18 protein-coding genes and 4 pseudogenes are annotated in these 26,613 nt (G+C 34.8%); 7 read left to right on the top strand and 15 right to left on the bottom strand.

All coding sequences use genetic code 11. From position 1 onward, the window contains the following. Nucleotides 1-108: 108 nt before the first annotated feature. The gene (locus HHU08_RS04840; RefSeq protein WP_224428347.1) at nt 109-471 is read right to left on the bottom strand and encodes an ATP-binding protein; all 363 of its coding nucleotides are present in this window, start codon (nt 469-471) and stop codon (nt 109-111) included. On the opposite strand from HHU08_RS04840, the pseudogene HHU08_RS04835 reads away from it, so the two are divergent. Continuing rightward, nucleotides 419-700, top strand: a pseudogene (locus HHU08_RS04835) (winged helix-turn-helix domain-containing protein); the annotation flags it as partial. The gene HHU08_RS04840 and the pseudogene HHU08_RS04835 sit on opposite strands and share 53 nt — an antisense overlap. 144 nt (nt 701-844) lie before the next feature. Here HHU08_RS04835 and HHU08_RS24995 read toward each other — a convergent pair. The 9 genes and pseudogenes from HHU08_RS24995 to HHU08_RS04770 all read right to left on the bottom strand — a co-directional run bounded on the left by HHU08_RS24995 (nt 845) and on the right by HHU08_RS04770 (nt 15,062). Then, nucleotides 845-7,960: a 5'-nucleotidase C-terminal domain-containing protein gene (locus tag HHU08_RS24995; RefSeq protein ID WP_235678800.1), complete on the bottom strand. Its 7,116-nt coding sequence runs from the start codon at nt 7,958-7,960 to the stop codon at nt 845-847. A 736-nt stretch (nt 7,961-8,696) separates the two neighbouring features. Beyond that, the gene (locus tag HHU08_RS04805; protein ID WP_224428349.1) at nt 8,697-9,188 is read right to left on the bottom strand and encodes a histidine kinase dimerization/phospho-acceptor domain-containing protein; all 492 of its coding nucleotides are present in this window, start codon (nt 9,186-9,188) and stop codon (nt 8,697-8,699) included. An 85-nt stretch (nt 9,189-9,273) separates the two neighbouring features. Further along, nucleotides 9,274-9,963, bottom strand: coding sequence for a response regulator transcription factor (locus tag HHU08_RS04800; protein ID WP_016202657.1), 690 nt, complete (start codon nt 9,961-9,963; stop codon nt 9,274-9,276). Nucleotides 9,964-10,018: 55 nt separating this feature from the next. After that, nucleotides 10,019-10,597, bottom strand: a complete 579-nt coding sequence (locus HHU08_RS04795) for a hypothetical protein (RefSeq protein WP_016202656.1) — start codon at nt 10,595-10,597, stop codon at nt 10,019-10,021. Between the two features lie 234 nt (nt 10,598-10,831). Next, a complete protein-coding gene (locus HHU08_RS04790) occupies nt 10,832-11,704 on the bottom strand; it encodes an AraC family transcriptional regulator (RefSeq protein ID WP_016202655.1) in 873 nt (290 codons plus the stop codon). A gap of 280 nt (nt 11,705-11,984) precedes the next feature. Next, nucleotides 11,985-12,506, bottom strand: a complete 522-nt coding sequence (locus tag HHU08_RS04785; RefSeq protein WP_169187927.1) for a PadR family transcriptional regulator — start codon at nt 12,504-12,506, stop codon at nt 11,985-11,987. A gap of 111 nt (nt 12,507-12,617) precedes the next feature. Then, nucleotides 12,618-13,055: pseudogene (locus tag HHU08_RS04780) on the bottom strand (sialate O-acetylesterase); the annotation flags it as partial. A gap of 234 nt (nt 13,056-13,289) precedes the next feature. Continuing rightward, nucleotides 13,290-13,955, bottom strand: coding sequence for a hypothetical protein (locus tag HHU08_RS04775; protein WP_169187925.1), 666 nt, complete (start codon nt 13,953-13,955; stop codon nt 13,290-13,292). 156 nt (nt 13,956-14,111) lie between these two features. Further along, nucleotides 14,112-15,062 (bottom strand): glycoside hydrolase family 43 protein, encoded by a 951-nt coding sequence (locus HHU08_RS04770; protein ID WP_169187924.1) that lies wholly within the window; start codon nt 15,060-15,062, stop codon nt 14,112-14,114. A 699-nt stretch (nt 15,063-15,761) separates the two neighbouring features. Between HHU08_RS04770 and HHU08_RS04765 the strand changes: the two genes are divergently transcribed. Next, complete coding sequence (locus tag HHU08_RS04765; protein ID WP_016202643.1) at nt 15,762-17,315, top strand: ABC-F family ATP-binding cassette domain-containing protein; 1,554 nt, start codon at nt 15,762-15,764, stop codon at nt 17,313-17,315. Nucleotides 17,316-17,411: 96 nt separating this feature from the next. Here HHU08_RS04765 and HHU08_RS04760 read toward each other — a convergent pair whose 3' ends face one another. Next, a complete protein-coding gene (locus HHU08_RS04760) occupies nt 17,412-18,116 on the bottom strand; it encodes a type II CAAX endopeptidase family protein (RefSeq protein WP_016202642.1) in 705 nt (234 codons plus the stop codon). Nucleotides 18,117-18,201: 85 nt separating this feature from the next. Here HHU08_RS04760 and HHU08_RS04755 point away from each other — a divergent pair, with 85 nt between their 5' ends. Beyond that, nucleotides 18,202-18,942: a MerR family transcriptional regulator gene (locus HHU08_RS04755; protein WP_169187923.1), complete on the top strand. Its 741-nt coding sequence runs from the start codon at nt 18,202-18,204 to the stop codon at nt 18,940-18,942. 147 nt (nt 18,943-19,089) lie between these two features. Here HHU08_RS04755 and HHU08_RS25660 read toward each other — a convergent pair. Further along, nucleotides 19,090-19,773, bottom strand: a pseudogene (locus HHU08_RS25660) (spore germination protein). A 137-nt stretch (nt 19,774-19,910) separates the two neighbouring features. Here HHU08_RS25660 and HHU08_RS04735 point away from each other — a divergent pair. From HHU08_RS04735 to HHU08_RS04720, 4 genes and pseudogenes are all read left to right on the top strand, one after another. Further along, nucleotides 19,911-20,351 (top strand): Hsp20/alpha crystallin family protein, encoded by a 441-nt coding sequence (locus tag HHU08_RS04735; RefSeq protein ID WP_169187920.1) that lies wholly within the window; start codon nt 19,911-19,913, stop codon nt 20,349-20,351. Then, nucleotides 20,352-20,531 carry a hypothetical protein gene (locus tag HHU08_RS04730; protein ID WP_169187919.1) on the top strand — a complete coding sequence of 60 codons (180 nt, stop codon included), beginning with the start codon at nt 20,352-20,354 and terminating at the stop codon, nt 20,529-20,531. A 168-nt stretch (nt 20,532-20,699) separates the two neighbouring features. Next, nucleotides 20,700-22,268 carry an IS1182 family transposase gene (locus tag HHU08_RS04725; protein ID WP_169187918.1) on the top strand — a complete coding sequence of 523 codons (1,569 nt, stop codon included), beginning with the start codon at nt 20,700-20,702 and terminating at the stop codon, nt 22,266-22,268. A 137-nt stretch (nt 22,269-22,405) separates the two neighbouring features. Beyond that, nucleotides 22,406-22,576, top strand: a pseudogene (locus tag HHU08_RS04720) (cell wall hydrolase); the annotation flags it as partial. A 127-nt stretch (nt 22,577-22,703) separates the two neighbouring features. Here the strand turns inward: HHU08_RS04720 and HHU08_RS04715 are convergent. The 3 genes from HHU08_RS04715 to HHU08_RS04705 form a co-directional block, all read right to left on the bottom strand. Next, nucleotides 22,704-23,594 (bottom strand): manganese catalase family protein, encoded by an 891-nt coding sequence (locus tag HHU08_RS04715; protein WP_169187917.1) that lies wholly within the window; start codon nt 23,592-23,594, stop codon nt 22,704-22,706. Between the two features lie 24 nt (nt 23,595-23,618). After that, on the bottom strand, nt 23,619-23,831 hold the full coding sequence (locus tag HHU08_RS04710) for a YuzF family protein (RefSeq protein ID WP_169187916.1): 213 nt from the start codon (nt 23,829-23,831) through the stop codon (nt 23,619-23,621). 1,736 nt (nt 23,832-25,567) lie between these two features. Then, nucleotides 25,568-26,581 (bottom strand): DUF4062 domain-containing protein, encoded by a 1,014-nt coding sequence (locus HHU08_RS04705; RefSeq protein ID WP_035197459.1) that lies wholly within the window; start codon nt 26,579-26,581, stop codon nt 25,568-25,570. Nucleotides 26,582-26,613: the final 32 nt, after the last annotated feature.

The raw sequence follows: 26,613 nt of genomic DNA, 5'->3' as shown, positions 1-26,613 counted from the left end.
TAGAAGTTCCTCCTTTTAATCGTTAAGTCTGTCCACGATTCGCTCGCTAAAATCGATCGTAAAAAAAGAAGAAGATAAAATAGACTGATAGATCTTATTCCTTGCAGCTTACTTCTGTAAGTTCCTTTTGTACTTTGCCTTTGCTCGATCGCAGTATGGAAAGCGAACTAAAGTAGTTGTTCCATGATCCTTTAAGCTTTTGAATTCAATTCTACCATTGTATTTTTCGACAATATTAAAGCAAATCATCAATCCAAGACCTGTTCCTTTGCTCTTTAATGAATAAAAAGGGGTTCCTAGAGACTTCACTTCTTCTTCTGACATTCCTCTTCCATGGTCGATTACTTTAATGACAACAAAACCTTTTTCCCTTTCAGCTTTTACAATTACCCTCCAAATTGGTAGTATCCTTATCCAAAGTGATTCAAGAAGAGTGTTTGTTAATGATGAAGAAAAAATGTTTACTGCCAAGGAATTCGATTTACTAAAATTCTTAGTTGAAAATCCAAATATCGCTTTTACGAAAGAACATTTAATGGAGCGAATCTGGGGATATGATTCATTGGGAGATGTGAACACAGTTACCGTTCATATTAGAAAGATAAGAGAAAAAATCGAAAAGGACCCCTCAAATCCGCAATTTATTGAAACGATTTGGGGTGTCGGTTATCGTTTTATGAAAAAGGACAGTTTCCAATAAGATTTTATGCTACTTCCAAATAGTTAGAGAGAATCTGACTTTTGGGACTAATATATGGAAAGGTATGCGTTTGAAAAAGAGAAATTGAGCGTACTCAATTTCTCTTCTTTTCATTATGTCGCAGTTTCTTTATTTCTTTACTACTTAATAATTTGTTTTACCATTTCTTCTCTTAACAAAGTATAAACCAACTCCAACTACTATTAACATAAATCCTGCAAGTAAAATGTTAAAGCTGTTTGTCGCTGTATTAGGAAGCTCATTAACTTGAGTTGGAACCTTAGAAGAATCTGGTTGACCTTCAAATACACCATACGTACTGAAGTGATCTGTATAAACTGACACAGCACCATTTTTGTATTCTCCACCAACTAATTCCCATTTACCTTCCTTTTCATTCCAATAATAAACTTTTACATTTTTAGGATTTTTGACTTGCTTTGAATCAACTTTGAATGTAAGTTTAACTTTTTCATTGAATTTATGGTATGTTTCTCCATCAGCCGCAATTGTGAAGTCATATGCTACCATTGAACCTTTCACTTTCATTTTCTTCACTTTAATTTCTACATGATCAGCTAAAGGAAGAATAGAAGCAGGGATTTGAATCTCAACATTTCCGTTACTTACCACGATTGTTGCATCAGCCTCTTGTAAAGCCTGAATTTGTTCTTTCGTTAGTGTAATGGTTGCATTGATTTTGTTATCAACACTGATATAAACTACAGCATTATCTGCAAGATTGGCAAGTGCAGAATCACTAATTTTATATTTGTTTCCATCTTTAATTACTTTTAGTTTAACTTCTTTTACAGGATTTGGATTACCAGGGTTTTCTCCTGGATTATTGCCTGGATTTTCTCCTAGTTCTTGACCTGGCTCTTCTCCTGGCTCTTGACCTGGTTCTTCTCCTGGCTCTTCTCCTGGTTCTTCTCCTGGTTCTTCTCCTGGCTCTTCTCCTGGTTCTTCTCCTGGTTCTTCTCCTGGTTCTTCTCCTGGTTCTTCTCCTGGTTCTTCTCCTGGTTCTTCTCCTGGTTCTTGACTCACATCAACAATTCTTCCTTCCACTTCAGTAGGAATACCGTCACTTCCAAGACTTACTAAATGATCTCGGAAGTTTTCCCAATCAGATAAACCTAAGTCCGTTACACGACCTTCTGCATATGCTTTGGCAAACACACCGTAACCGTCGCCACCTTTAGCAGTAAACGCGTTTGTTGCAATTGTGTACATTACATCGTCTTTCACTTCTACGTATTTACCATCTTCATTTAGATAAGAAACAGATACAATGCGCTCTCCTGCTTGTTTTTTCGCATCATATACTATCTTCCCACCTGCTACATGTAAGAAGCCACCGTTTTCTGTTGGGTATTGACCTAGAGAAATTTCAAATGCTTCTTTGAGCTCTGCACCCGTTACGTCCATGGTTGCTAAAGTATTGTTAAATGGCAGAACAGTGATTATTTCTCCAACAGTGATTGGTCCTTTATCGATTGATGCTCGGATACCACCACCGTTTTGTAGTGCCATGATAACATTTTTACCAGTAAATGTTCTTGATTTCTCAAGCATTCCATCTGTAATTAAATTCCCAAGAACTGTTTCATTTTTACGAACACTTGGTTGTGTATCATCACCGTTCGTACGTGGGCTTTCTAATGCGATTGGTGTAGACACACCAATTTCTGCTTGTGCCACCTTATTCACTTGTGCTTTGAATGGTGCCAATACTTCTGTTGCTTCAGTATCAGGTGTTTGGGAGCCAATTGCAATCAAACGTCCACTATTGTCTGTTACAACCCCATTTTTATTGAAAGTTACATCCAACACACCTAAATTACTATTAGCATTACCAGTCTGCACAATGACAGTAGGTGTTTCATCCTTGTCTACAATAACTGGTTTTTCTAATGTTGTATGGCTATGACCGCCAACGATTACATCAATGCCCTCGACTTTTTCAGCAAGAATTAAATCATTATCAATCGCAGCGTTGTCGTCATATCCGATATGAGTTAATGCAATAATCTTATTAATCCCTTGTTCTTCAAAGGATGCAACAGCTTTTTCTGCTTCTTTCAGATAGTTTTCAAAAGTAATAGATCCTGGACTAGAAATATCAGCCGTCTCCTCTGTCGTTAAACCGAAGATACCAACTTTTTCTCCATTTACATCTTTAATAATGCCATTGTAAATCTCACCATTTTCAACATTCGATTCGATTGAATCGTTTTGAAGTCCAGCAAATTTAGCATCTTTTGAGAAATCAACGTTTGCACTTACAAATGGGAAGTTTGCTCCTTTAATAAAGTCAGCCAATGCCTGATGCCCTTCCGCTGAAGAACCTAAATCAAATTCATGGTTCCCAAAAGTCATTGCATCAATGCCAAGCAAGTTCAGCATCGCTAAATCTGCTTTCCCTTGGAATTCATTAAAATATAATGTACCTGTAAATTGGTCACCTGCATGAAGAAGAAGTGAATTTGGATTTTCTGCTCGCACCTCTTTTACAGCAGTAACGGTCTTCGGCATGTTATCCAAAGCAGAGTGGATATCATTAGTATGCATTACAGATAAGTTAAACTCATCTGCTACATCAACAATTCTTCCTTCCACTTCAGTAGGAATACCTTCACTTCCAAGACTTACTAAATGATCTCGGAAATTTTCCCAATCAGATAGCCCTAAATCTGTTACACGGCCTTCTGCATATGCGTTGGCAAATACTCCATAACCGTCGCCACCTTTAGCAGTGAATGCATTTGTTGCAATTGTGTACATTGTATCATCTTGAACTTCTACATATTTACCATCTTCATTTAAATATGAAACTGATACAATTCGCTCTCCAGCTGGTTTTGCTGCATCATACACAACTTTCCCACCTGCTACATGTAAGAAGCCACCGTTTTCTGTTGGGTATTGACCTAGAGAAATTTCAAATGCTTCTTTGAGCTCTGCACCCGTTACGTCCATGGTTGCTAAAGTATTGTTAAATGGCAGAACAGTGATTATTTCTCCAACAGTGATTGGTCCTTTATCGATTGATGCTCGGATACCACCACCGTTTTGTAGTGCCATGATAACATTTTTACCAGTAAATGTTCTTGATTTCTCAAGCATTCCATCGGTAATCAAGTTTCCTAAAATGGTTTCATTTTTACGGACACTTGGTTTTGTATCATCGCCATTCGTACGTGGACTTTCCAATGCAATTGGTGTAGATACACCGATTTCAGTTTGAGCCACTTTATTAACCTGTGCTTTAAATGGTGCTAAGACTTCAACAGCTTCTTTATCTTCTGTTTGAGCACCAATAGCTACTAAGTGACCATCATAAGTTTTCACTACATCATTTTCATCAAAGTTTACATTTAAAACGCCAAGATTTCCATTTGAGTTTCCGGTTTGAACAATTACTGTAGGTGTTTCATCCTTGTCTACAATAACTGGTTTTTCTAATGTTGTATGGCTATGACCGCCAACAATTACATCAATACCTTCGACTTTTTCAGCAAGAATTAGATCGTTATCAATTGCTGCGTTATCGTCATATCCAATATGTGTCAATGCAACAATTCGGTTGACACCTGCTTTTTCAAAAGCTTCGACTGCTTTTTCCGCTTCTTTTAGATAGTTTTCAAAAACAATCGATCCTGGGCTAGAAATATCTGCTGTTTCCTCTGTCGTTAAACCGAAGATACCAACTTTTTCACCGTTTACTTCTTTAACAATTCCACTGTAAATCTCACCATTTTCAAATTTTGATTCGATTGATTTATTTTGAAGTCCAGCAAATTTAGCATCTTTCGAGAAATCAACATTTGCACTTACAAATGGGAAATTTGCTCCCTTAATAAAGTCAACCAATGCTTGATGTCCTTCTGCTGAAGAACCTAAATCAAATTCATGGTTTCCAAAAGTCATTGCATCAACTCCAAGCAAGTTTAGCATCGCCAAATCTGCTTTCCCTTGGAATTCATTAAAATATAATGTACCCGTAAATTGGTCTCCTGCATGAAGGAGAAGTGCATTTGGATTGGCTGCTCGTATTTCTTTTACAGCAGTAACCGTCTTCGGTATGTTATCCAAAGCAGAGTGAATGTCATTAGTATGGATGAACGTTAAATCAGGTACTTCTGGTAATTTAGGTAAATCAAGTTGAATCAATACTGGGTCATGATCAGATGCTTGTCCAGTTGCTTCCGTAAAGTTTGCGTTAATATGAATCATATCAGCTGTTGTTACATCAGCTAATTTATTTGTTACTAAAATATGATCTAGTACTTGGTTGTTTCCTTGGAAGAAGTAAGAAAAGCGATCTTCTGCAGGAACCTTTTCTACCATATTTGTTAAAATATCACCTTTTAAGGTTTCAAGAACTGGCGTGAATTCGAAATCATTCATGTCTCCAGCTACAACCACATTTAAGTTAGGATTTTTTGCAAGACCATCCTTAATGAAGTTATTTACTTCTTTTGCTAGTTTTAGGCGCTCTGTTTCGGAAGACAATATAGGTGGCTGATTAGCTCCCCATAAAGATTGATCTCCGCCTTTAGAATTCAAGTGATTTCCGATCACAACAACATGTTGACCCTCGAATTCAAATTCTGCAGCAAGTGGTTTTCGTGTGTTAGTAAATGCTTCTGGGTTAATAACACCTGGATTTAATGTCAGGTTACCCGTTTCCGTCCATCCATTTGCCTCCGTTGCTGCTCCCTTTGTTCCTTCAACTAATGTTACTCGTTCAGGATTGTAAAGATAGCCAACACGGATATTTCCACCAGGCGCTCCACCGTTCGCATTGTTCACAGGCGCTACATCTGTCCATTTATAGGTTGGACCACCAGCAACAGTGATCGCATCGATTAAACGTTGATAGCTTTCTGATGCATCTGTATTTCCAGAATTCGTTTCTCCATCATTATCCTGTACCTCTATTAAAGTAATGATATCAGGAGACTTCATATTTTCCACGAATGACTTGGCAATTCTTGCTACTTTGTCATCTGGAGTGTTTGATTTGTTATTTGAGAAGTTCTCAACATTATAAGAAGCAACAGTTAATTTATCTTTTGCAGGTGCAATATGAGTAACTTCTTGTGTTAAGTTTGCCTTTGTTACAGTAGGTAATTCGTTCTTATTGACTGATAATTGATAGCCATTGCTTGAATAAGTAACGACCCCTACTACATCGCCATTAAATTTATCACCTGGTTGGAAGTTACTGCCTACATTATCCAAAAAGATTTTTTCAGGGTTATAATCGTCTTTTGCGATATTTAGTCCACCCTGATTATTTAACGTATTATTTGTCGTGCTTTCCACAATAATAGGCACATCATTAGAATATGGAGGTCCAACTACAAGAGCATCTGGAAATGAAACACGCATATATTCAACAGATTCCCAAAAGTCGATACCATCTTCTTCTGGATCAAAGGATTTCATTTCATCATTGTCAATTACTTTATTTGGAGGGAAAATATCTTTCCCAATGACAAGTGGAGCAGGTAATTCAGCTGTACCATTTTTAGTAACTGCCGTTGCAGTAATTTGTGTTTTCGATAGGTTAGCTCCTCCGCCATATTCCGTAACTGTTCCAGTAACAGATACTTTATCACCAACAGAAACACCATGAGATGATTTATATACTTCAATTGCTTCGGAAGTGGTTTTGTCAGTATCCGCACCATCAACATCCTGCATAACAAAACTGCTTGTACCAAATACATAGGTCACAACACCAGTTATGTCCGTAACAGAAGAGCCATTATATTCAGAAATATGTCCTTTTCCTTGAATATCATGGATGCGGATATTTTCAGTATTTAGAATTTTAAAAGTAAAGCTAAATACATCACTTACTGTGCCATTATTAACAGCAATTGCTTTAATCGTAGTTTCACCTGTTTCTAAAGCGATTGCTTCCGAGTACTTTGTGCTAGTTTCAGTTGGCGCGGAACCGTCTGTTGTGTAATAGATAGCCGCATTATCAATACCAGAATTTAATTCGACCTTTGTACCAGCTGGAACTACACCTTGTGTTTGGGTTGTATAAACGGCTGGCTTGTTTACTAAATCATAGCTATTAAGACCAGTAGTTTTCAGATGGAATCCAGTTTCATCAACAGATCCAATTCCTGTAAGATGAACTTTATCTCCTTCTTTATAATGTTTAATTAATTCATCGTAAGTAGAGCCGGTACGATTATCGTGAATAACTCTTACTTTTTCTCCACTTTCAAATACAGCTTGGAACGTAGCAGTGCCATAGCTATCTTTCGTCATTTCAGAGATTGTCACATTTTGTAATTTGAGCAATTCACCTTGTGTAGATCCAGTTACTTCAGCAACAGACTGTGCAGCTGGTAGTTCATTGTCTGAAGAAATAATATCGAGGCTTGCTGGTTCCATTTCCAGCTCGTTTTTATATGTCTTTAATACGCCCGTTATTTTTACTTTATCTCCTGACTTAACCGATTTAGGGCTAGCATATACAAACATCCCTGCAGATGTATCTTGCATATAGAAGGTTTCGCTTCCCCATAGTCCTGAATTAGTTGTCGCAATTCCTTCTATAGTAACTGTATTCCCCGCACCAAGCTGACGAGCATCTGCGATAGAAATAGCAGGAACTGGTTCTGTAGGTTCTTCAGGAATTACTGTACCTATAGTATGGGTTCCGAGATCATCAAAGAAATTAATCCCTTTATTTGTCCATTCTACATTTCTATCAAAAATATCTTTACTATTTTTATCACCTGTTAGAACATCACTATTTCTAACTAAAGTAACGTCTTTAGCAAAATCAGCAGATGAGCCAACTTGCCCAATTGAATCAATGATAGAGTCTCCTTTTAATAGAACAAGAGGATCGTTACCATTAAAGTTAATTACCGTTGAATTTTCAAGATTCCCTTTTGCTTTAATTTTTTCATCGGCTTGACCATGATAGAGTACATAAGTTTCACCATTTTTTAATGTGCCAGATAGCGTAAGTTTTTGTGAAACTTCCTCTGCCCCATTTGTATGAATACCTAGACTATACTGACTTAAATCAAGGTCAGAGCCTGTTCCGTTGTATAATTCGATAGCCTTGTTAAAACCCGATCCCTCAATATATTCGGAGATAAGCAGATCTGTAGCTACAACCGTTTCAGCCTTTACATTTAAATTAGCTACTGGTGAGAATAAATTAAAAAGTATAGCAATTACCGTGATAATACTAAGATTCCTCTTATTTCTTCTTTTCATGTTTTCTCTCCTCTTATTTTAGATTAGCTTCATGTTTCGGACGTCTCGAAATGAGACTATCTTGTTTGATAGTGACCTACACAAGTACTGCAAGTAAACACTTATATTCCAAAACGAGATGACTACTACTAAGGAACTTTTCTGTTAGAAATTATCCTAATTGAATAGTAGTTTTTATATATGTAGCTTCCCACACATGACTTTTACACAATCCACTATAAATCTCCAAAATTAGCTATTTTCTTTGTCACATCCTTTGCAAGACAATATTGTTGTAGCCGAAAAGCAGTTATAGGCCTATTCACCTATGTTATTAATATAGGTAGACTAATTTGTATTATTACTATCAAAATATAACAAACCTACCCGAGAATAATTGTATAATGATATAAATCTCTTAACAAGCTTCATTTACAAAAATATAAAGAATTTACAAAAAAAATAGAATTTTATTATTTTTTGTCACAATATGGATATCGTTCGGTGTAATATAAAACTCTTTTTCTACTTAAAATTAATTGATTCACGGTATAATTTTTTAACCGCAAGGACCTACTTTCAAAATATTTTATGCGTAACTTAAATTTAACAGAGGGTTTGTTTTTGAAAAAAATAATCAAAGCCGGTTGAATTTTACTTATTGTAAAATTCAACCGGCTTTTTGTTATAGAGGAGGTTTTTGCCCCATCATCCGTTTTTTATGTCATTAAAGACACAATTTCAAGATACTGAAACATCAGATTTCAATCACTTTATATCTCAGAACAGTCTTTAATTTTTCTGGTGACGTTTTTCTTATATCTGAAATGTAGATTTCTTTTCTTTCATCCTCTGTAACATCCTCTTCCTCAGCCATCTGAATATATCCTAAAATAGAAGTTAATGGCGTTCTCAAGTCATGAGACATATTGGCAATTGCTTGCTTTTGTTCATTTTCGTATCTGATTCTCTTTCTATTTTCGGCCACGTACAGATCAATAAGTTTATTAATTTCCAATCCTAGTTTTTCCATATTCTTATCAAAAAGGGCCATTTCTATTTTTTTGTTCGTTTTTCGATCGTTATATTTTTCCAATTGCTTGCTTATCTTTTTCACTTCTTTTTTTAAAGCAAATAAGCGAGTGAGCAAAAGGACCGCTATTATAATGGATACATTAACATTTTCCAGGGCAAAGTCATCTTTATATTTTTTTGTTAGTTTATTTGTTCTTAGAATATATTCGCTCATCTGTTATTAGCCTCCCTCCATTACTTATATCATTAGTATGATCTGTAAATCGTAAGAAAGGCTTAAGGCAAACCTTAAGAAAACCTTAAGATTTGAGACGATAGCCCATTCCCCATATTGTTTCGATATATTCTTCACTTGGATTTGCCTTACTGAGTTTATTCCGTAAGTTACTCATATGAACATTAACCGTGTTGTCATCCCCATGAAAAGGCTCGTTCCATACACTCTCGAATACATTCGATTTGGAAAAGACCTTTTTCGGTGAAGTCATTAAAAGTTTTAAAATCTTATATTCCCGAACTGTTAACGTGATTTCTGCGCCTTCTACATAAACAGTCTTTGTATCCAAATCAAGGTGAATATCTTTATGCGTTAATAGTTGTTTAGGGGTTTCATTCGTATGTTTGTATCTACGAAGCAGAGAATCAATGCGAGCAGACACTTCATCAACATCAAAAGGCTTAGAAATAAAATCATCTGCCCCTGAGCGTAAGCTATTAATTTTGGTTTCCTTTTCACTTTTTGCTGAAATAATAATAACTGGCATAGAACCTTTTGCCGTTATTTTTTCAAGAATTTGTTCACCAGCCATACCTGGAAGCATTAAATCAAGTAAAACTAAATCCCATCTCTGCTTATCTAAATAAATCAGTGCCTCTGTACCCGAATAGGCAGGTTGTGGATAGTATTGGCTCTTTTTTATAATCCGGCATAATAATTGATTAATATCATTGTCATCTTCAACAACTAAAATGTTTATCGTCTGATTCACTTTAAATTCTTCCCTTTTCGTTTAATATATTGGCAAGAGCATGGAGAAATGTGGATCACAATTCGATGGGGATGTACGGAATAGGAACACACAATTCATTTGATTCCCCTTTATTAGGATAAGCCTTTAGCTTTCCTTCATACACTAGTTTCAATTCTGATACTTCCTGTAAATCATTTGGTGTAATAAGTGATAATGGCTTCTCAAAATCAATAATATTACATTCCTTTAGCACGGAGGCAACAAACTGAGAGCAGAATAACGCCTTTTCTCTCTTTATTGGCTTATTTACTATAAATCCGAATAAGCCTAAGAAATTATAACGATAGTATTCCTTTTGTTCTTCCATTTTCTTTATATAGCGTTTTATGTTATCTAGTTGAACTTCTGTTACTGTAAGGGAATAAACGGCACAATCTGCTTGTTTAAATAAGCCTTGCTTGACATCTTCTTTTACAAATCCCCCGATGAAGGGATTTCTAACCTTTTTTCTTCCAAAACTATATACCTCTGATAATTCAGAGTCAAAGGATATGGACGCATGGTTATAAGGCTTTTTTGTATATAGTTTTATCAACTTTGTAAAAAATGTACCAGTATCTGTTAAAAGAAGATATACCTTTTTTTCTGTCATGATTATCCTCCTCTTCTGTTATCAAAAATAATTTCTATCATCAACTTTACATCTAAAAGTATAAGAAGAAGTTAATAAATTCCTTAAGAAAATCTTAAGTTTTTGAGAATAAACCTTTGGAGGAAGAAAAAATAACTGGTCCACTATTTGGACCAGCCTGGATTTTTATTGTATGGGATTGAGATAACGAACTACTTAGCAGTAGTACCGATTTTTAAAATGGGATAATACTTGCTATTTTTCACCTTTCTTCTTCACAGCGAACCAAATTTCACTATAAACATTATTTCTGTCGGATAAATCTCCTGTAAATGAAATGTTTGGGGCATCTACTAATTCATAATCTGAAGCAGGAAGCCACTCTGAAGCAATTTTTGCCCAGGTTTCTTGCATAATCTTTGGAAATTCCCCTTTAGATGAAAATATTGCCCAAGTTAGGGCTGGGACTTCTACTACCTCAAATCCATCAAAATCTAACTCTTTTGTGGTTAAGAAGCCAATCATATGATCAAGACTTCCTTTTTCCTCCATACATCCTTCCTCTAAATTATAGGAAGCATTCACAACTTGATTTGGCTCCATATTTGCATAACTGTGCAGTTTTTTTCTTTGTTCTGGTGTAATGCTTTTTGCTAGCTTGATTATTTCTTGATTTTCTCCTTCAAATTGAATGGGAACTCTCTTTTTTACACCGACAATCTTATAAGCTTCTTTTTTCTCGATTCTGTAATCCATATTTATTCCTCCTTGAATCGTTAATTGGAAGGAGAGTTTAGGAAATGCTTTAAGCATGTTTTTCTTTTTGACCTCTGAAGGATTGATTCCCGACCATTCCCGAAAGGCACGTGAAAATCCATCAACAGATTCATAACCATATTTGAATGCTGTTTCAGTAACACTCATTCCTTCATGTAGCAAATCAAAAGTAGCGTTAGATAATCTCCTATTACGGACATATTCTCCTAACGTCATGCCAGAAAGGAATGAGAACATTCTTCGAAAATGATAAACAGAAGTTCCTGTGATTCGCTCCAATTCGTTATAATCAATCTCATCGTACAAATGTGATTCAATATAATCCATTGCCTCGTTCATACTTTTTAGCACGCCGCTTCCTCCTTCATGTGTTCATTATATTTTCGATCGTAAAACAAAACCCGATGAAAAAGAAACGGATATTATCGGATGAAGATTCCTATAAAGAAAAATTCCATTAGTAGGGTTTTTTCCTCATCTCCCGTGATAGATAATTGCACTTATCGTACCTTTTAATGAGCTGTACAAACACAAAGAGCTATGGAAGTATTCAATAAACCATTCATAAATTTATTTAAATAAATACTGATTTCATTTATCCTTACACACTTTTTATAACATTTCTCTTAAATTAATTTTCATTTCTTATATCTTTTAACAGTCCTTCAAACCATTGAATATTTACTAAATGATGAGAACGTGAATTTCCCAACATTTTTTTAAAATAAGTAGGGATAGTTTCGTTATGCTGTAGTGTTTGATCTAATAAAAAGATTTTCTTTTCCGTTTGTTCGATTTGTATTTTTATTAGCTTTATTAGTTCCTCCCTTTTATATTCGTTAGCAAATAACATGGCTGCATAAAAAGATAAGTTTATATAATCGGTCTTAGCCCCATACTTATACATCAATTTTTCGAATTCTTTGTCTCCTAGTTCCGTGATAATATAATTATGCTTCTCTCTAGTATTGTCTACTTGGTCAATTTTTTTAATATATTGCTTTTCTTCTAATTGTTGAAGATTATAATAGAAGGAACCTTTCGTAAAATTCACTATATATTTATAGTGACGCTCCTCCATTAATGCTAATAATTCGTAACCGTAAGAACCTGGTTTTTGTTTTAATAAACCTAAAATTAGTAGTGGGATCAAAAAAACACCTTCTTTATACTCTTCATTAAAATTATGCGAATAGGTATTCCGCGATGATAAAGTTTACCCCTTGTAGATTTGCTTAAGTTGAGATTCAAATTCACGATATGAAATTTTTCCTAACGCCAAATCTAGGCTTTTCCTATATATGTTTTCTGTTTGCGTATAATTACCATTCATACTATCGCTTTCTCCTTGATGCCATAGAATTCCTATTAATTCACTATTCTCCATAGCAAATTTCGCTTCTGTTATAGCATGTCTAAAAAGAGTCTGATCTACATGCCATTCATCAAGTGTGCTTCCTCCTTCCGCACAAGGAATTAAGCCAATCATATCTTCTTGATTTATATTGCACCATGCATCTGCAAAGGAACCAGCTAGACTGATTCCAGAAACAGGGCGATCATAATTAATGGGCTCCGTCATCATTTGCCATCTCCCATTACGTAACATTTGAATTCTTTCATTATAAATCGGGGGCACATCATCGATAAACCCTCGTCCTGCCATATTCGACTGTCCTATCATTAAAAATGATTTAATCATTTGCTTCATCCTTTCTTCTTATTTATTATTTATATAAAATCTGACCAATTCCTAAATATATTATTGGTAGACTATCCTAAAAGTAGAACACCAAATTCGTTGTTGGTCTAATTAGACTAACAGCACTTACTTATTATAGTCTAATTAGACCATATGTCAATTATATAAGAGTAAATTTACTATCTGTTCCTATAGCACTATAAGTAATTTAGCACCCTCACAATATAGCACCATCTAATCTACCAACCCTTGTTTAACACTACCTCTTACTACTACTTTTAAATAAGGTTCCCCTTTTGAGTATTCAAAGAGACCAATGTAATCTATCCCATTATAATTCAAATATACAATTTCTGTATTTCCCGTCTTTTTTATTTTTGTCCCTGATAGATGCTTTTCATGGGGACCTGACATTAGTTCTACTCTTCCATTAACTGCAACATCATTATCTATAAGAATATAAGAAAGGAGCATGAAATAGGGAATATCTAAATCTCTATCTACAAATTTTTTAATATTTAATTGCATTTCTTCTGTTTCTAAGAATGTTTTAACATACTCTACTTCATTAAATTTCTCCACAACTTCATACATCTCAGTAGATTCAGTGATGTAGCCTAACGGTATGGGAGGAGTAAAATAATGAAGCACGATGTTAGTTAGAATTCCATAAATTACTGAGAGAAGCACTATTTTTTTATCCTTCTTTACTTGGAATAGAAATATTAGTCCAAATATTATTCCTATTGGTATAGTAAAAGAATCTGTTTTAAACGAAACAAATGTCAAAATGTATATAAATGTTAGCTTCACAAAAAGAATGAAATTTCTTTCCTTATGAAAAAGCAAGACAGAAGTACATAGTAGAAAATAGATGGAGCTGGCTATAATTAAATGCATAAATCCTCCTTTCCGATTAACGATTAACGATTAACGACTTTTATTATTGCTCAATTATAACCTCTAATCAGGTGTCAGGCACCCTAAAAAGACAAAAATAAAAATTTGACTCTCAGAGATAGATAAAGAGAAAAGGAGCTAGCAATTCCCTACTTATCACTCACCAGAAGGAATGGTAATCGGTGCTGATGTACATAATGGAATTCCAAAATTAGGGGAACTATCGGCATTCCAATTGAATTTTTGTATTCGGGTACTTCGTTGCTGGCTTCCTCCTTCTGATTCGGAGATAGCATGATAAACAATCCAATCTTCTGTCCCATCAGGAGATTGTGTAAAACTATTATGGCCAGGAGCAAATACTTTATTTTCGATACTTTTCTTAAATACAGGCTCATTAGATTTAACCCAAACTTCGGGATTCATGACGTCCTTATTCTCTGAGGTTGTTAACATCCCCAAACTATAATCATCAGACCAAGTGGTACTAGCAGAATAGACTAGAAACAACTTATTATTCCTCTTTAACATTACAGGTCCCTCATTAATCGCCATTCCACCTTGCTTTTCCCAATCATACTCAGGTTTTGACAATAATACATTCGGACCAGTAAGTGTCCACGGATTTTCCATCTCAGCTATATATAGAGCTGATCCATACTCAGGAAAGTTCCCATATCCAGCATATACAAAATAAAGTCGACCTTTATGTTCAAAAATCGTTCCATCTAAACCAGGATATTCTGTATTTACATATCCTCTTTCTACCCAATCCCCGTTAAACGGATCTTCCGCCGAATTCTCTAGCACAAAAATCTTCCTTGATTGATCATCGCCTATCCCGTCATTTGCCGTGAAATATATATACCATTTCCCATTTATCCGATGAATTTCTGGAGCCCAAATATTAGCACAATTGATTCCTTCACTCGGAGCAGTCCAAATCGTTTTACAAGTACCTTGTGCCATTCCACTTAATGTAGGTGACTTCCATAAATCGAGTCTTGTCCTTTTTGTTACCATAAAATAGTAAGTATCTTTCTCTTTATACACCCAAGGATCTGCCCCAGGATCTAGAATCGGGTTATGAAAAGTTAATTTCCCCATAGTTTCCTCATCTTACCATTTTTTATGATGAAACCAACCGTAAGTAAGGGTTTTCATTTTTTCCTATCAACAGCTATGATCAGAGAAGGAGCAAGCTTTGCTTCTCCGTTATATACCCCTTTGTTTAGAGTCCAGTTCCACCGACTTGTATAATCTTTTGCCGTTTTGTCTCCCAAATGATATTTCTTGCTTAATCAATCCCCGAATTCCATAATATATCCCTACTCTCACTTTTACTTATCCAATATATTTATTCTCTACCATCTCGTTCTTTTCCTTTTAAAAATAACAGAGAGTATGGATAGGCTACACTTTTTTTAGATCAAGTAGATTATTTGGGGAGAATCTACTTGACTATAAGTGAACGCCGAACATGTACTTGGTTTCCCGCATGTAGTTTTTTGTATCCTCATTATTAAAAAAATGAGATAAATCTCTTTTCACCTTACCTATAGAATGTTCACCCTAAGATTTTAGTTTAGGACTCAACCAATTATTTCATCTTTTATTCAACAATTCCCATATAGGAAAACCTCCTATCATATTGTATAATAGACTTTTATCCTACTTGTGAGATGCCCAAGTAAGTTTAATTCCATAATCGAATTTCACTTTACACAAATAATAATTTCAAGTTAGAAAATCTAATATAAATCTAGTATGATATCTACATGTGATATAAAAGAAGGGGTTAAAAAAATGAGTGTATTAAACGTAAAAGGTTTAAGTCACGGTTTCGGTGATCGTGCGATTTTTAATGATGTGTCTTTTCGACTTTTAAAAGGGGAACACGTTGGTCTAGTAGGGGCAAATGGTGAAGGTAAATCTACTTTCATGAATATTGTTACTGGGAAGCTGCAACCTGACGAGGGGAAAGTGGAGTGGTCACGAAAAGTTCGTGTTGGTTATTTAGATCAGCATGCTGTACTTCAAAAAGGTACGACGATGCGCGAGGCTTTGAGCACTGCTTTTCAATATCTTTTTGATGCTGAAGCAGAGATTAATGACCTTTATGCAAAAATGGGTGATGAGGGTGCTGATATCGATGCATTACTTGCAGAAGTTGGAGAACTGCAAGAAACATTAGATAGTAATGATTTCTATCAAATTAATTCAAAAGTGGAGGAAGTTGCTCGTGGTCTAGGATTAGACGATGTTGGACTTGATCGAGATGTAGCTGATCTTAGCGGTGGGCAACGTACGAAAGTTTTGCTAGCTAAGCTATTGCTAGAAAAGCCTGAAATCCTATTACTAGATGAGCCTACAAACTATTTGGATGAACAGCATATCGAATGGTTGAAGCGCTATTTACAAGAATATGAAAATGCCTTTATCTTGATTTCACATGATATTCCATTCCTGAACAATGTTGTTAACTTGATTTATCACATGGAAAACCAAGAGTTGAATCGCTATGCTGGCGACTATGATAACTTCGTAAAAATACATGAAATGAAGAAGCAGCAGCTCGAGTCTGCTTACAAGCGTCAACAACAAGAAATTGCAAATTTGAAAGATTTCGTTGCTCGTAACAAGGCAAGTGTTGCGACTCGTAATATGGCGATGTCTCGTCAAAAGAAGCTCGACAAAATGGACATTATTGAATTAGGAAAAGAGAAGCCAAAACCAGAGTTTAAATTCAAAGAAGCTCGTGCTGCTAGTCGTTGGATTTTCACGGCTGAAGATCTTGTTATTGGTTATAACGAACCACTTTCTCGCCCGCTCAATTTGAAAATGGAACGAGGACAAAAAATCGCATTTGTTGGTGCAAACGGTATTGGTAAGTCTACCCTTCTAAAAAGTATTCTTGGATTAATCAATCCAATTTCAGGTACAGTGGAACGCGGTGATTATCAACACATCGGCTACTTCGAGCAGGAAGTGAAAGAGTCCAACTACAACACTTGTATTGAAGAAATTTGGAGTGAATTTCCAAGTATGAATCAGGCAGAAGTACGTGCTGCTCTTGCAAAATGCGGCTTAACGACGAAACATATTGAAAGTAAAATCGAAGTGCTTTCTGGTGGCGAAAAAGCCAAAGTTCGCTTATGTAAAATTTTAAACACAGAAACAAATTTATTAATTCTCGACGAGCCTACCAATCACTTGGATGTAGATGCAAAAGAAGAACTGAAACGTGCATTAAAGGAATATCGCGGAAGCATCTTAATGGTATCCCATGAACCTGATTTCTATCGTGACATTGCGACAGATATTTGGAATTGTGAGGATTGGACGACGAAAGTGTTTTAAATAATGATTGAGGGGTACCAAAGTGATCTTTTGTACCCCTTTTTATTTGATAAAGTATATCTTTTGTGGCGTGTTTCGGTTACTAAAAAACTATCTTTATCCCAAACTTGTCAACAAAACCATCATTCCATTCGTAATACCATGAATCATTACAGATGGCCATATCGAATTCGTTCGCTCATACGCTAGCGCAAAAATGATACCGCTGAAAAAATTAACTGGCATTGCATTATAGGTAGGGATATGGATAATAGTAAAAATAGCTGAACTAATTAGAATCGCTCCAAAAATCCCCATACGAGTGCGTAACCAGCGATATAAAAATCCACGATAAAAAATTTCCTCATATATTGGTGAAATCACTGCCGCTGATACAAAGGCAATAAAAACTGTAAAGAAATCTACGTTTTGTTTTAGTGATTCTGTCTTACCATTTTCCCACGAAATTCCTATAAAACTAGTAAGTACAACAATGATTATAGCGCCAATAAGTAAAATAACAGAAAATACAACAATTATCTTCCAATCTTTCTTAAAAAACCTCTTTATTCCTACTTCACGCCAAGAAAGTGCTTTTGGACGGAGGGCAATAAAATAGACACCTGTTAGTAAAACACTCGCTATTGTTAACCCCATAAGTGTACCTGCATATAAATCATTATTAAAAAATTGTGCATACATCGATGAAACAATGAACTTTAAACAGCCAAGGACAAAAATAAACTCCAGTATCATTAATAAAATAAATTCTTTACTCCCCCATGGATCCTGTTCTTTCCAATTAGTCTGATTGTTCTCCATCCTCATCCCTCTTCCTATATATGGTATAATGCAACTATATTAGATTACGCAACGTAACCTGCAAGCTTTTTTTAGGGGGGATACCATGAAACGATGGTCTATTGGAGAAGTTAGTAGACAGAGAAATTTATCCAAACGAACACTTCGCTATTACGATCAAATCAAACTTCTTACACCTAGTTTTAAAGATGAGTACGGAAGACGATTCTATTCAGAAGAGGATTTATTTAAATTAGAGAAAATTATTATTCTAAAGTCCCTTTCACTATCATTAGAGGATATTCACCATTTATTAGATAAGCTCTCTTATAAACAAATACTCATTTCACACTTCAATTACTTACAAGAACAGCTTTCAAAACTTCAAACAAGCATAGCTAACACCACTTCATTAATCAATATGATAGATTTAAAAAAAGACCTATCTTGGGAACACATCACCGAACTTGTTCAACTTTCACAAAGCAAACCAAAAAAGTGGATTGACTATTTTCAAGATGATGAACAATTTTTTTTAGAACAAACGATTCCAAGCCTTAGTCATAATGATGAAATAACTCATCAATATATTCTGTTATTGAAACAAATTGAATATTATATAAACCAAGGTATACAGGCAGAATCAATACAAGGAATTCAAATTGCTAGAAAGTTAATAGAGCTATCGGAAGTGACGTTTCAGGGGGACGATGATTTAATCGAAAAATTTTGGGAAGTAAGAAAACTACCTGCTCAGGAAACTGGACTATTTCCGATTTCCAAAGATGTATTGGAGTTCGTGGAACGTTGTATTAGTTATACAACATCTGAACAATTGGGAAATTAAATGAAGCAAACAAAGTAACCAAACTATTAAATCAGAGAAAAGATAAACCAAAAAATGCTTTAAATTCAACTTTTTGTTGTTTTTTGTTTGGGTAAAACCGTTCCTAAAATAGGCTTTTTTACAGCCACTTATTTATTAATCAATATTCTAAGTGTTGGACGTTATGGACTGTGTAACATCTATGTGAAACAAGATTTTTCGAGGCGTCACTGTGACTGAGAAATGATCTATATCTATATTATTTAGCCTATCCTTAATCGAGGTAACAAGCTCAGGGTCAACAATATCATTTAAATAAACAATTCTTACTTTCTGCTTTACACGTTCACCTAGTTCTATTTCATCACTTACTAAATTAGGATTAGAAATATTATGCTTAATACTTTAATATTTGTGGATAATGATTCCGTAAAAGATATTTTAGGACCATAAACAAGAGATTCAGTTTCCGCTTTTCCAAGTGACCTTTCAACAGGATCACCAACACCAGCGAATAGTCCTTTTTTTTTCAAAAGGGAAATAAATAAAAGTGAAACCATCCAATATATACTTTGAAATATCATTTGTTTCAACTAGTTCTTTAACTTCGGTAATTGGTAAATGTTCAAACAAGTAATTTAGATTAATTTCTTCAGATGTAGAATTATTTAAGAAAGAAATAATATTTTTTTCTATTGATATACGGTTAACAAGAATCTTTAAAAAGTACAATTCAATTGTTGTTTTATTTCCGACTGTTACGGTTCTATTAACTAAATCAGGAGAGTTAGATAATTGTTTTTTAATACTTTCAACATCAATTTGCTTAGCCTGTTTTTTAAAAAAATTCACATAAATCCCCCTTATACTCCAAATTTAACCATTAATATTTTTCACAATATAAAATTTCTTATATACATAACTTTCCTTGTATATTTTTTAATTCTAAGAAGAAAATATATGTGATAAAAAAACAAGGAGTGATTAGTATGTCATTAATACCGTATGATCCATTTAGACAACTAGCAAATATGAGAAGAAATTTTGACCGTTTTTTCTCTGACTTCCCTCTAGATCTTGGGATGGAAAACAATAATTTTGGTAATATCAGAGTTGATGTGCATGAAACTGAAAATGAAGTAATTGCTTCATGTGATATTCCAGGTCTTGAGAAAAAGGAAGATGTAAATATTGATATTGAAAATAATATGTTAAGCATCAACGGTACCATCAATAAAACAAATGAGATTAAAGAAGAAAATATGTATAGAAAAGAACGCTATACAGGTAGCTTTCATAGGACTGTATCCTTGCCAAGCCCTGTATCTAATGAAGGAGTAAAAGCTACCTATAAAAACGGTGTTCTTGAAGTCAGAATGCCAAAGAAAACAAATGATAACAAAAAGAAAATTGATGTGGACTTTCACTAAATGAGTAAACTATTACCTGTTATGAAAGAGTTCGGCAAAGATTACTTGCAAGAAATAGCTAATGAACAACCAGATTTAGTTGATTTACTTATTTTAACTGTACATTTACCCTCTCATAAGAAAAAATTTATATTAAAGCAGTTAAACGATGATATTAAGAAATCTTTTCTCATACAATAATGTATTACATTTGAGGCTGGGACAAAACCCACCTCTGAAATGAAAAAGCCGGTGAAATTTTACGATAAGTAAAATTTCACCGGCTTTGATTATTTTAAATAAAAAATAAGGACCACTTCTGATAAAATTAAGTCACCACAACAAAATTATACAGAAAGAAGGATCCTTATGTTTAAAGATTATAACATGAATCAACTCGTTTTGCCTTTAGATTTAGAAGTAAAATTACAAAATAATGATATTGCTTTCCATATCCATCATCTAGTTGAAAGTATCCCTCATGAAGCGTTCGAACCATTTCTACGAAATGAGGGGTGTCCTGCCTATCATCCACGTATGATGCTTAAAATTATCTTATGTGCCTATACACAATCTATCTTCTCAGGACGGAAAATTGAAGCCCTATTAAAAGACAGTATCCGAATGATGTGGCTAGCCCAAGGATATGAACCAAGCTACCGTACAATCAACCGATTCCGTATTCAACCAGAAGTGAAAGATTTAATTCGTCAATGTTTCGTTCAATTCCGTTGCCAATTGATTGAAGAAAAGCTTATTGATCAAGAAGCGATTTTTATCGATGGTACAAAAATTGAAGCAAATGCGAATAAATTTACGTTTGTTTGGAAGAAAACCATTGAAAAATATCACCAAAATTTAATTGAAAAGTCAAACCAGCTATACAATGAGCTACTAGAGAGTGAAATCATACCTGAAATTCAACGTGAAAGCGATAAACAGTTATCATTGGAAGAACTCGCTCAATTAGTTCAAAAAGTGGACGATGTCGTAACTGAATATGATAAACAAATTGAAACATCATCAGATGTTCTAGAACGAAAAGCCTTAAGAAATAAACGTAAATACCCGAAACAATTACGCAAGCAGTTGATTGATTTTGTCCTACGTAAACAAAAATACGAAAGAGACTTTGAAATCTTTGGTACACGCAATAGCTATTCTAAGACAGATTCAGATGCGACGTTTATGCGAATGAAAGATGATTATATGCAAAACGGACAATTAAAAGCTGGATATAATGTACAAATCGCAACGGAAGGTCAATATACGCTTGCCTATAGTATATATACAAATCCAACAGATACACGTACGTTAATTCCATTTCTAGATGAGATTGAGCAGCATTATTTTGAGTTACCAAAACACATTGTTGCAGATGCAGGTTACGGTAGTGAACAAAACTTTCATGATATCCTTTCGAATAGAAAACGAGAAGCACTTATTACGTATAGTATGTATTTGAAAGAACAAAAGAAAAAGTATAAACAAAACATATTTAATCCCGATAACTGGACGTATGATGAAGAAACCGATACATATACATGTCCTAATCAAAAACGTCTTGAATTTCAATATTATTCTGTCCGTAATGACCACACAGGCTTCCAACGGAAGCTCAAAATTTACGAGTGTGAAGACTGTTCGGGATGCCCATTCCGTTCATCGTGTACCAAAGCTAAAGAAGGCAACAATCGAAAATTAATGGTAAATGAAAAATGGGAACAGCAAAAAGAATATGTAAGAGCGAAGCTTTCAGAAGAGAAAACAAGTGCCATTTATCGAAGACGCAAAATCGATGTGGAACCAGTTTTTGGATTCTTGAAGGCTAATTTGCGTTTCACTCGATTTTCTGTACGAGGAAAATCGAAGGTAGAAAACGAAATGGGCCTCGCGTTAATGGCTGTGAATTTAAGAAAATTCACGGCCATTAACTAAAAAAAAAGAATTTACACACCAAAATAGAGAAAGGTGAATTTGAGTTTCCTCAAATTCACCTTTCTCACTATTTGAAGCTAGTTATGTCCCAGCCTCTTTTATGTTTATAAAAGGGAGGGAAATTCACCTTCGCAGTCATAAAAGCTACTGAAGAAGACGTTAAACTATTAGCACGTTTAATTCGTGCAGAAGCTGAAGGAGAAGGAAAGTTAGGTATGTTAATGGTTGGAAATGTAGCTGTAAACCGAGTGCGCTCAAGATACTTTGACTTTGAAGATATTAACTCAATTAGAAGAATGGTTTTCAGGTACTTCCTTGGTCAAATAGTCTTTCAATTCGCTGTCTTATTCAACATGATAAATAGATTATAAGTCAGTCCCCATCTTTTTTAATAGGTGGGGACTGTTTGACGCTTACTTTCCTACAAAAAATCCATTATAAATTTTCCATTAGACGTTTTTTGATTAATTCATAATCGTCCCTAGTAATACCAGGAGCAAATTCTTCAGGTAACTCCTCTAAGTTTGGAATTGGTCCGCCTTCAGGAGTACCAATTTTCACTTCAAGCGGTTGCCCATTTTCCGGATTTGTTCCTTTCCAAATCATTCCGATATCCCTGTATTCTGTTTCGCTCCATGTGTATAGCACATTGCTTAAGCCTTTTTCTATGAACGGTCTGGCATAATCAAATTTTGAGTTATCAAGATTTGGAACTGGAAGCATTTTCGTCAAGTCTATCCCTGTAGCAATTTCGATTGCTTTCGCATAGGCGAGGATATGTGTTCCTCCACGAACAAGTAAATACCCAATCATGGTTCTAGCAACTGGGTTATCAGTCATCTCATAAACTCTCATTTTATGTGTACGTGCACCAATCTCTAGAAAAAAGTTATGTGTTAAATCTAAAACCAGATTTCCACTATTAAAAACATTATCACCAGTCCAAGGTCTTCCCATTGAATCACCTGGTATAGCCGTTTGAGCTGTAGAAATAAAATGGTAGGTGTTTCTCGCATCCTTTCCATTTTGAAGTGGAGTGATATCCGGATTCCCTGGAAAAGTATTACCTACCGATAACAAATTAATCGTATTAGAAACAAGTTCTACATGACCAAATTCTTCTGCTGTAATGCTTGCCACTAACTCATAGAATGGTTTTAGCTTTTTTTTATTTCTGAAGTTAAAAGACTGAAACATATAGTTATTTAAGGTAGACATCTCCCCAAACTTGCCACCCAAGAGTTCTTGTACTGCTGCTGCAGCATTCATATCGCCGTGTGCGGGTATAGGAAGTTCAATTGCCAATTTATTTATTCTTTTAAACATTATTTCCCCTCCACTTTCTTTTTGTTAACCAGGAAAAACCCAAATAATTTGCTGGGTACGAATAAAAAAGGGAGTTCCGTTAGATTCGACAACAATGTGATCTGGCAATACATTTTTCAATGAGCCACGAACGCTACCTCTTATGGTTTGGACAGTAACCAATTTACCAACAATGGTTTTTAATGTCTGATAAACATATGGATCATAAAAGCTTAACAGGTTGTTGTTGTTTGTCATTTATATCCTCCTATTCTAAAGTCATTCTTACTGAGTATATGTTTCTCGATATGAAAAAAGACTGAAAAACAACTGTTCAATTTGACTCTTGTTGTTAAATACTATCCTGAAAATAATAAACGGCAATAGCACATTTTTTGCAATACGAAACTAGGCCTAGCAATACCCAATTTTTTAAACTGGACCTAGGCATGACTAATCTAATCCTTTTATGTACGAATTTACACTATGGCTCGCATACGCCGATGTAATTGACAATAAAATTGAAAAGATAAAGCAAGGGCTTGTAGAGTTCCAGAATAAACTTTATGGCACAGGTAATGCCATTCAAAGTATAACGAAAACTCTTGACAAACTATTTCAACGTCAGGACGAACTGTTTCAACGTCAAGACAATATTATCAAGCTACTGGAAGTTGTGTATAACAATTTATAATTGTATGGAACACCAGTAAATCTCGTGCCTATTTCAAAAATTAGAAGTCATTAAGCCGCACTCGAAAGATGGACAAAGATATATTGAAGTTGTATTTATTTATCGCTTTGAAAAATCTGTTGAAACATGTGCCGATATGATTAATTGCGACAGGAGCACCTAATTGGTATGTAAATAAATTAGCAGCAGAGTTAAGCAACAAAGGTGATGACAAACTATTCAAAACCTTATCATTACTTATTCCAGAGGAAGAATTAAAACCAGAATTAAAGAGTATAAAGGGTTATTGATGTGGTCACTGTTTCCGAACAACTAAATCAAAAAGGGATACTGGAGGATGTGGGCGGCGTAACACCTAAAATTTCGCCCACATCTCGATTTCAGACATATAAATAACCCTCAAAAATGCCGTCAAACAAGCATTCTCGAGGGTTTCAATTATTATTTTTGTCCATTTTAAAAAAACTCACCACATCTTTACCCCACGCAAACCCGCATTCCACCGTTGGCGTTTAAAATAAAGTCACGCTATCTTCCCCTCATTTTCACACATTTCCGATCTCGTTTTGACCGTTTTTCCACCCTTTTTTCACGCTTTTTGTTCACGTTTTTTTCGATTTAAAAAGAAGTAGAGTAGAAATAAGGATGCCAGGAACCGAGTAATGACAAGGGTTTCAGGGATTTTTGATACAGAACTTTATTTTAAACATGAAATAAAAGATGTTGCGACTTTTTTATAAAGTACAGGACTTTATTTTGGGGTTACAACACCTGTACAACCATAATAATGTACTGCTAAAAAATCCCATTCAAACCCGCATTCCTACGTTACGAGTTAAAATAAAGTATTGCACGAAACCATCATTTTCTCAATTTTCTTCTCACTTTTTTCTGCCACGACTTTATTTTTTTGATAATAAAGTCGTGGTATTTCTTGCTTTTCTTCCTGTCTTTTTCTCTTGCTTTTTCTCACTCTTTTTCATGCTTTTGGGGTTCTTACGAACCCCTCACACTTTCTATCCAACCCTGAAACCGTAAGGTTTCCACCCTACTTTCTCCCGCTTTTTCATTCATGCAAAAAAGGATGGGATTCCTGTTCCCACCCTCTTTCATCCTGCTTTTTATTCACATCTTTATCCACACGTTTTCCACAGAAGTATCAGAACTTTGTTTTTATTTTGCTACAAGTTTGTTATGAATGTCAGGAGTTTATTATTGGGTTACAACACCCTTGACATCAACACCACACACTCCACATGTGAGGAGTTGATAGTACATACAGGAGTGGCATTAGTTCTTATTATTTATAAAGTGTAATCCTAGAGTCATGTACAAAGTTTCTAATCTCGTCTATAGTTTCTCTTGAGATCTGGGATAACTTTCTTAAATGCTTATCGTATAATTCTCTTCCCTTTTCATCCACCCAAGTAAAGTCAATATTTAAGTCAGGATATAAGTATTGTCTCTCATTCTTTGGAAAAAAATTACCCACTAAATAGTTTGTATATTCATCAAGAGACTTTAATAATTTTCTGAATAGACTTTGTAATTCCTGATTAAAAAACCTTTTGGATGGTTGAGAATATGTATAAACAAAATCATCTATCTTCTGCCTAGTTTCTGACTTATAAGAACAATAAGTAGATATGTACTCAATGGTATCAATAAAATTCTCTTTCTCCAGAATATCAATAACCTTGTTTAACAAACTTTCATCCATTTCAAATAGCTTATTGTTTTGAGGACTTTGCACTACAGGTTCTTTTTGGTCAAACTCTGTACCTCTAATCCAGCCCCGAAAATTGTATTCAGTCTTGTCTTTTTTAATAAAATCTTGTAACGAATAAGAAACTTCGGTGGCTATTTCACTTATATTATCAACAAATCTTACTAAGTTAGTTAGAACTGACTTTTTAAAACCTTCATATTTTGCTATCTGTGGTTCGCTAACTTCACGCTCAAATAATTCAAGTGATATACTTGTAGCTTTCTTATTAATTAAGTATTGGTCGCTTAACACAATAGCAAAAACAGGTATCTTATGTTTTAAAGCAAATTCATATTCCAATTGAGTGTAACTTTTACCACTTTCAGGCTCGATAGAACCATACTTTCCTCCTAGTATTAACATGAGGATGTCAGACTCTTTAATCCATTCTTCTATAACCTGCCATTGACTTTTACTAGCAGCAGTGAACAATTCCATTCCTGCAGGAATATGCCCTGCTCTCAAAATCCCTTCAACTGCTTTTTGTCTTTCCTCTTTTAAGTCTAAATATGTTGAAGAAACAAAAACCTGTAATTTTTTATTCATGTTTCTCCTCCTTCCTAATCGCTTATATAATT

The sequence above is a fragment of the Niallia alba genome (assembly GCF_012933555.1).
GTDB lineage: Bacteria > Bacillota > Bacilli > Bacillales > Cytobacillaceae > Niallia > Niallia alba.
This window is presented reverse-complemented; position numbering and strand designations above follow the sequence as displayed.

What these genes read in the sequence shown, in the direction of transcription:
- HHU08_RS04755 (WP_169187923.1), top strand. Translation starts at nt 18,202, where the DNA reads ATGAAACGATGGTCTATTGGAGAAGTTAGTAGACAGAGAAATTTATCC.
- HHU08_RS04730 (WP_169187919.1), top strand. Translation starts at nt 20,352, where the DNA reads ATGAGTAAACTATTACCTGTTATGAAAGAGTTCGGCAAAGATTACTTG.
- HHU08_RS04705 (WP_035197459.1), bottom strand. Translation starts at nt 26,581, where the DNA reads ATGAATAAAAAATTACAGGTTTTTGTTTCTTCAACATATTTAGACTTA.
- HHU08_RS04765 (WP_016202643.1), top strand. Translation starts at nt 15,762, where the DNA reads ATGAGTGTATTAAACGTAAAAGGTTTAAGTCACGGTTTCGGTGATCGT.
- HHU08_RS04775 (WP_169187925.1), bottom strand. Translation starts at nt 13,955, where the DNA reads ATGCATTTAATTATAGCCAGCTCCATCTATTTTCTACTATGTACTTCT.
- HHU08_RS04795 (WP_016202656.1), bottom strand. Translation starts at nt 10,597, where the DNA reads ATGACAGAAAAAAAGGTATATCTTCTTTTAACAGATACTGGTACATTT.
- HHU08_RS04710 (WP_169187916.1), bottom strand. Translation starts at nt 23,831, where the DNA reads ATGACAAACAACAACAACCTGTTAAGCTTTTATGATCCATATGTTTAT.
- HHU08_RS04760 (WP_016202642.1), bottom strand. Translation starts at nt 18,116, where the DNA reads ATGGAGAACAATCAGACTAATTGGAAAGAACAGGATCCATGGGGGAGT.
- HHU08_RS24995 (WP_235678800.1), bottom strand. Translation starts at nt 7,960, where the DNA reads ATGAAAAGAAGAAATAAGAGGAATCTTAGTATTATCACGGTAATTGCT.
- HHU08_RS04715 (WP_169187917.1), bottom strand. Translation starts at nt 23,594, where the DNA reads ATGTTTAAAAGAATAAATAAATTGGCAATTGAACTTCCTATACCCGCA.
- HHU08_RS04770 (WP_169187924.1), bottom strand. Translation starts at nt 15,062, where the DNA reads ATGGGGAAATTAACTTTTCATAACCCGATTCTAGATCCTGGGGCAGAT.
- HHU08_RS04735 (WP_169187920.1), top strand. Translation starts at nt 19,911, where the DNA reads ATGTCATTAATACCGTATGATCCATTTAGACAACTAGCAAATATGAGA.
- HHU08_RS04805 (WP_224428349.1), bottom strand. Translation starts at nt 9,188, where the DNA reads ATGAGCGAATATATTCTAAGAACAAATAAACTAACAAAAAAATATAAA.
- HHU08_RS04725 (WP_169187918.1), top strand. Translation starts at nt 20,700, where the DNA reads ATGTTTAAAGATTATAACATGAATCAACTCGTTTTGCCTTTAGATTTA.